Origin of the sequence: Vibrio sp. 1F253, assembly GCF_041439295.1 — a bacterium.
Taxonomy (GTDB): Bacteria; Pseudomonadota; Gammaproteobacteria; order Enterobacterales; family Vibrionaceae; genus Vibrio; species Vibrio tasmaniensis_A.
The window spans coordinates 1-6,152 of record NZ_JBGONU010000092.1 but is presented as its reverse complement, the minus strand read 5'-3'; the positions used below and the strand labels follow the sequence as shown (position 1 = coordinate 6,152).

Genomic DNA, 6,152 nt, shown 5'->3' with positions numbered 1-6,152 from the left:
CCATACCGCTCTTTCCAATACTTATTTGAGCCGTATAACTTCTGGCAACCCACGGCGAGATTTCGAGGGTGACCACGCTCCCAGAAGGCTGCCCCTTCTCTTGGGGGAATAAGCGCAATAGCTCCCTTAATCTTAATAGCAGCGTGACACGCTCTCGTGTCGTAAGTGCCATCACCAGACACCTCAAGGATACTTCGGTGTGTTTGTTTCAGTAAGTTCGGGAGTACTTCTCCATCTGTAACCGTCGATAAACTTAGCTCAGCGGCAATGATCTCATGAGTGTTGGTATCGACGGCAATATGAAGCTTTCGCCAGACTCTACGCTTGCCATCCGTCCCATGTTTTTTGACTTTCCATTCACCTTCGCCATAAACCTTAAGGCCAGTAGCATCAATAGCTAGGTGCTGTATCGCTCCTCTCGTTTTAGTCTTAAATGAAACCTCAACTTGCTTGGCTCTGCGACTGATGCAGGTGTAATGCGGACAACTTAACGGTACATGGGCTAACCTAAATATCGAGTCGATAAATCCTTGAAGCGCTCTCAATGGCCTAGAAAAAACTCGTTTCACCATGAGTGCTGTCGTGATAGCTAAATCACTGAACCGACGCGGCCTCCCGCGCTTATTCTGTTTACTTTGCGCCCACCCGCTTATTGCTTCTTCATCAATCCAAAAGGTCAGAGAACCACGGTTAATGAGTGATTGGTTGTATTGCTTCCAGTTGGTTGTTTTGTAACGAGGCTTAGGCATAGGGCTACGAGAGAGGGTGGAGGTAGCTGATCAGATCGTAGGTTCTTGATTTAGTTGCATTGAATTACGCAACAAAGCCTTATCGACCACAGCTCCACCCCAGGCACTGATTTATTTTACCTTTCACTTTTCGATGACTTTGCTCAACTATATTGTTCAGATATTTAATTTGACACACTTCAATCAAGTTGAGTATTTTTCCCATCAGCCAGAGTTGAACATTGACATTATGCAACGCTAACGCGTTGGCACCACTCTTATCGCTAACCACTTTTCCTAGTAAACCATTATAGCAGATTGCCTTGGTAAAGAAGGCGCGAGCCGCTTTCTCATCACGGCGTTTGCAGAGTGAAAAATCAATGAAATGACCGTGCTTCTAACGACTCGAGAGTAATATTTCCACTGACCTTTGACGTTAATGTACGTCTCGTCCATTCACCACGAAGAAGCGACTGGCTTCTTTATTTACGTGCCTGGTGCTCAAGCAGGGGAGCGTATTTAATGACCCAACGGTTCAATGTTGAGTGGTCAACACTGAGGCCGCGCTTAGCTAACAGCTCTTCAATTTCACGGTAGCTCAGTTTGTAGGAAATATAGTAACGAACGGACTGCAGTATGATCAGAACCTACCACCCTTGTTCGCGACAAACCCCCTAGGAGAAGGCAATGCCAACCTCACTTGAGAAGAAGAGATTTGAGTTCCATAATAAGATCGTTTGCGGGATAATTATCGATTAAAGAACAAAAGTCTTCTTCTAATTGAAGATATTTAAAAGCACGATGTCTCAAATTCCGTCTATCTTCTTCACCAAGCCACTTACTTTGGATAAAGGTACACTTTAATTCCAGCTTTAGGTCATCCATATGCTGTCCTTCTTGCCCAGTTAAAGTTTGATATTCCTCTTGTCAGCATCAGCAACTTTTTTAATTTTGACTTTAAATCCAACAGGCGACATGGTGAACGCGAACTGTTCGAACACATCTTCAGGAGCTTGCTGAGGCTCTAACGTAAATTCATTAAATAAAGAATGAAACGCCAATTTTATTTCCATAATAGCGAGTGAACGACCCGGACAAAGCCTTGCCCCCCCGCCAAATGGTTGAAGGTTCGAAAATGACGCCCCTTTTTTATTTATCCAACGATTAGGATCGAACGACATTGGATCTTCAAACAAATCGGGATCAAAACCGTTAGCATGCAGTATTACGAAAACAGGCGTGCCTTTTTTTATTTCAAAATCACCAAGATAAGTATCTTTTGTCGGCTCTAGGTAAAGCTGAGGAGCCACAGGTTTAAGGCGCATCGCTTCATACATAATTGCTGTCATGTAGGGAACCCGAGGGAGCGGCCACTCTAATACAGAAGCTTCTCCCAGATCAGCCAGTTCACTTTGTAAAGCTTGCTCGCTACCTTGGTTTCCACTCACAAGAAACGCCATCCAAGCAAGAGTGTTTGCTGTGGTATCTTCCCCTGCTAATAACAGAGTAATGGCGTTCGCTAGAATATCTCGATCAGTCAGTGATGTATCCAATTCTTGTTCCAGCAGCATTATTTGAAGCATATTTTCTGGCGACTCTCTAAGTTCAGGACACTCAGCCAAACGCGTGCGCTGCTTATCAATACAAGTCGACACAAAATGACCGATCTCTTCTAAACTTGCATCGAACTGAGTATCTTTCTTGGTTTTGAAAAATCGCCATAAAGGAATAGGAGACTTAGAGCGCTGGCTAATCACAGGAAAGACATGTCGTAAACTTTCTCCAAGAGGAGTGTCTGATTGCTCAATCGAATTAAAGTCTTCACCAAAAGCCAACAATGATGTGACATCTACTGTGTATTTTTTGAATTCGCTAACTAAATCAACGACAGTTCCTGATTCTGATAACTTTTCAAAGTGCTTTCTTAAACGTTCGGTAATCACACTTAACTTAGGGTAAAAATGTTTAAGGTGGCTAGGCTGGAACATAGGCTCAGTCAACTTTCTCTGATGTTTCCAACGATCACCTTCTGCAGAAAAAATACCGTTAAGCCCTGCTTCTTCAAACACACTTTCAATGCTTTTCAAACGGCGAAAGTCATCTGGCCTCGATTTTAAAATCGCCTTAATCTGAGAGGGTTCAGAGAGAACCATTACATCCTTCATTCCCAGTTTCAAACGAAAATAAGCACCATATTCATTCACCCAAGACAGCATCTGTTGATGAACATTGGGTTTCTTCAAATAACTCACATGCCCCAAAATTCCCGATTTAGGAGGCATTGGAAGCTGTTCAATTTTCTGCATTTGTATTACCTTAACTTGATCTGAATGCTATGAATAGCAGGTGCTGAGAGCGGCTTAGCATGCTTGTTATCGTAATACGAAACTTTGGTTGTGATACAACGCTAGCGCGTGTAAACAATGTGAGTACCGTATTGTGTGAACTAAAGAACTCTTGTCGCTCAGAGCGAGTGACTGCGGTGTCGGTAGATCTTATAGATAGATTGGATACCGATTGGTAGCATAGTAAAGATACCAATAAGCATCACACTTCCATAAATGTCTTTTGAGCTAAAAATTTCGCCATGCAAAGTGGCGACATCAAGGTTGTCTTTGAACAAGAAGCAAAGGATGTATTTTGACATTATGGTAACGTAAATGATTGAGGGCAGGTATAAGTAACCATGGGGCGGGATTTGCTTCAAATGTACTTTATCGTTGTAGCACCATAATGAGAAAGGCAAATAAAAGGTAAATACGCATAAAAACCACCCAAAGAAATTACTTAACGGAACGCCAAAATACACACCACGATCGGTCCAGACCCACAGCGATTTGATGAGCGAATTCACAGGATCCATAACGACATCCCATGAAACCATTACAAATGAGGCAGTAAGAGAGATGATGATTGCTTTACTTTTCGTTTGTATCGGTTTATCAAACTGATTAAGAAGGATGGTTGATATAAACCAAGAGACATAACCCAAACTGAAGTAGGTCGGCATGATTGCTAATGGGACGTCAAATATTTTAATTCCTAGTCGGTCAGAATAATAATAGTGACCGAAAGGAAATCCACTTGAAATACTAACGCTTTCGTAGAAAACACTGACAACGAAGACTAATAGAAAGAAACATGACATTTTCTTTATACCGCAATAGACACTACCGTGTAATATTGCAAACGGGAACAAAATTAATGGAGTAAATACGCTCGATATATGTAAGTCGGTATAACCTCGAAGAAATGAATAAACAATATAAATAATGGTGATTGCAAGCAAGAATAAAGGTGCTCTAGGCTTCATATACTACTCTTATTTTTGAAACTAAAAGTCATGATAACGATTAGGCAAGATGAATAATGGTGCTAATCAATTGATATCAAATAGACGATAATAATAAAGCGGGACAGAATATCATGAAAAGTTTGTTGCCTGGTCTAATCAGTGGCTTTGATGTAATGTGATCTGTACCATTAATACGGTTGTGTCGCAAAGTTATGACGAAGTACAAGTGTACAGATCTTCAGATGCAATTAGGCTGCTAGGGCGTAAAATTGCTCCCAAGCAGATAAGCCTTCAGGATTATCGAGCTGTTCACTTTTAATTATCGACCACAGTTCCACGCCTGCCAGGGTGGAACTGGCTCCCTCATCTGATTTCCCATCAGCCAGAGTTAAACATTGACATTATGTAACGCTAACGCGTTGGCACCACTCTTATCGCTAACCACTTTTCCTAGTAAACCCTTATAGCAGATTGCCTTGGCAAAGAAGGCGCGAGCCGTTTTCTCATCACGGCGTTTGCAGAGTAAAAAATCAATGAAATGACCGTGCTTCTCAACGACTCGATAGTAATATTTCCACTGACATTTGACGTTAATGTATGTCTCGTCCATTCGCCACGCAGACGCGACTGGCTTCTTTATTTACGTGCCTGGTGCTCAAGCAGGGGAGCGTATTTAATGATCCAACGGTTCAATGTTGAGTGGTCAACACTGATGCCGTGCTCAGCTAACACCTCTTTAATTTCACGGTAGCTCAGCTTGTAGGAAACATAGTAACGAACGGACTGTAGTCTGATCTCAGAAGGAAAGTGACGGCCAGTAAACTTAATAGTCATAATGTTAAAGCTGAAGAATGTTGAGGGGTGATCATAACCTACCCCCTTGTTTGCGACACAACCCCTGTTTCTTGTGATTAAAATTTGCCGCCACTATATCGCCATTCGGGTACTGGAAGTAAGCATAACTCCATGATTTTTCGTTACATTAAGTTAGCTTTGAGATTATAGTTTAGAACTTAATGGAGACAAGCGTTTTCGTGGCTGGAAGAACTGTGAGATCATCCCAAGCTAAAGGTGTGGTGGAGGAAGGACAACTAACGCCGGTGCATTAACTGGACTGACATTCCGCTAGCCAAATTATAGCTCGTTACGCCGCTTCAAAAACGAAATAGGAGAGCCCACATGTTTAAGTGTCTTAGAGTATGCGGGCGTTGGAGCTTATGATTGGATAGAAATATTAAGATCAAACATCGCTCGATGTAGATTTGAAAGAGTAGATTGAGCAGTTAAATGCTTGTTAAGCATTTAACTGCTCAAGCATCCTACCTAAACTGCCATTGTGGTCGATAATTTTGCCTTCATTGACCGCAGATTCATAAAGTAAGCTAAGCTCTTTAAGATCCGACTCTGACAGTATTCCTTTTTCTCTAGCAACTTTTGCAGTTGCAACGATTTTGTTTGCCAAAAGTGATCTTCGTATATTTGACACTCTTTCCACAAGAAAGAAAGCTTCAGCTTTAGAAGGATTTGGGATTATTTCGCCAAAGAAATGCTGCATTGCGGATAAAACACCAAAACATCGATTTTCATACCTAACCGAACATATATAGATTTCCAAAATTCGACGTTTCTCTAAAACTTTGTTTAACCATGGAGCAAGTAATATTTCTACAAACTTCCTGCGTTTGGTTTTACTCAGATCAAGAATAAAAAGTGTCCTTACCAGCTGTTGCTGAATAGTCGACCCCCCTGAGCGTCGCTTGAGTTTAAATAAACTCAAGATTCCACGTCCTATAGCTTTGTAACTGATTCCTGAATGCTTATAAAAATCCCTGTCTTCGATGAAAATCAGAAGCTGTATTAAATTTTTAAGAGAAACTTTATGCCTATCAGCCTCGTAAGTAGCGAGATTGGCGCGATAAATAAGATATTCGACATTTGGTGTCACAGGTAGCCTAATGAGCTTACTAATTTGCTGAGTTAATATTAACCTGAGACTTTCATGAGTATCTAGTAATGACGTTCGAAAAACTAACGTTAAGATTGCAATCCATAATGATGTGAGTAACCCAACTAATGTATGATCTGCTCCAGTCAGACTGGACACTTAGCTAAGCGACATTTCGCTTTTC

General features: G+C 41.4%; 4 protein-coding genes and 3 pseudogenes. All 7 read right to left on the bottom strand.

All coding sequences use genetic code 11. The features are described 5' to 3' along the window. On the bottom strand, nt 1-749 hold a 749-nt coding region (locus ACED28_RS22465), incomplete at its 3' end, for an IS5 family transposase (protein WP_371710788.1). A gap of 79 nt (nt 750-828) precedes the next feature. Then, nucleotides 829-1,372 (bottom strand): annotated as a pseudogene (locus ACED28_RS22460) (IS6 family transposase). 261 nt (nt 1,373-1,633) lie between these two features. Further along, on the bottom strand, nt 1,634-3,034 hold the full coding sequence (locus ACED28_RS22455) for a cytochrome P450 (RefSeq protein ID WP_102556740.1): 1,401 nt from the start codon (nt 3,032-3,034) through the stop codon (nt 1,634-1,636). A gap of 158 nt (nt 3,035-3,192) precedes the next feature. Further along, the gene (locus ACED28_RS22450) at nt 3,193-3,375 is read right to left on the bottom strand and encodes a hypothetical protein (protein ID WP_235447484.1); all 183 of its coding nucleotides are present in this window, start codon (nt 3,373-3,375) and stop codon (nt 3,193-3,195) included. Between the two features lie 9 nt (nt 3,376-3,384). Continuing rightward, nucleotides 3,385-4,041: pseudogene (locus ACED28_RS22445) on the bottom strand (carotenoid biosynthesis protein); the annotation flags it as partial. 230 nt (nt 4,042-4,271) lie between these two features. Beyond that, nucleotides 4,272-4,857 (bottom strand): annotated as a pseudogene (locus ACED28_RS22440) (IS6 family transposase). 460 nt (nt 4,858-5,317) lie between these two features. Continuing rightward, nucleotides 5,318-5,968 (bottom strand): biosynthetic peptidoglycan transglycosylase, encoded by a 651-nt coding sequence (locus tag ACED28_RS22435; protein WP_371710787.1) that lies wholly within the window; start codon nt 5,966-5,968, stop codon nt 5,318-5,320. Nucleotides 5,969-6,152 lie beyond the last annotated feature (184 nt).

Coding starts and splice junctions, on each gene's coding strand:
- ACED28_RS22450 (WP_235447484.1), bottom strand. CDS start 3,375: ATGTCAAAATACATCCTTTGCTTCTTGTTCAAAGACAACCTTGATGTC.
- ACED28_RS22455 (WP_102556740.1), bottom strand. CDS start 3,034: ATGCAGAAAATTGAACAGCTTCCAATGCCTCCTAAATCGGGAATTTTG.